General features: G+C 54.1%; 1 rRNA gene (running past one end of the window). It reads right to left on the minus strand.

Annotated elements, in window-relative coordinates:
* Positions 1 to 440, minus strand: a 23S ribosomal RNA gene (locus ACFTWF_RS45080); its annotated part runs 562 nt beyond the window's last position; the annotation flags it as partial.

Raw genomic sequence — 440 nt, forward strand, 5'->3', positions numbered from 1 at the left:
GTACAAGCTGTACCAACATTCAATATCAGGCTGCAGTAAAGCTCCACGGGGTCTTTCCGTCCTGTCGCGGGTAACCTGCATCTTCACAGGTACTATAATTTCACCGAGTCTCTCGTTGAGACAGTGCCCAGATCGTTGCGCCTTTCGTGCGGGTCGGAACTTACCCGACAAGGAATTTCGCTACCTTAGGACCGTTATAGTTACGGCCGCCGTTTACTGGGGCTTCAATTCGCACCTTCGCTTACGCTAAGCGCTCCTCTTAACCTTCCAGCACCGGGCAGGCGTCAGCCCCTATACTTCGCCTTACGGCTTCGCAGAGACCTGTGTTTTTGCTAAACAGTCGCCTGGGCCTATTCACTGCGGCTCTCTCGGGCTTGCACCCTAACAGAGCACCCCTTCTCCCGAAGTTACGGGGTCATTTTGCCGAGTTCCTTAACGAG

This window comes from Rhodococcus sp. NPDC056960, assembly GCF_042674125.1.
Classification (GTDB): domain Bacteria; phylum Actinomycetota; class Actinomycetes; order Mycobacteriales; family Mycobacteriaceae; genus Rhodococcus_F.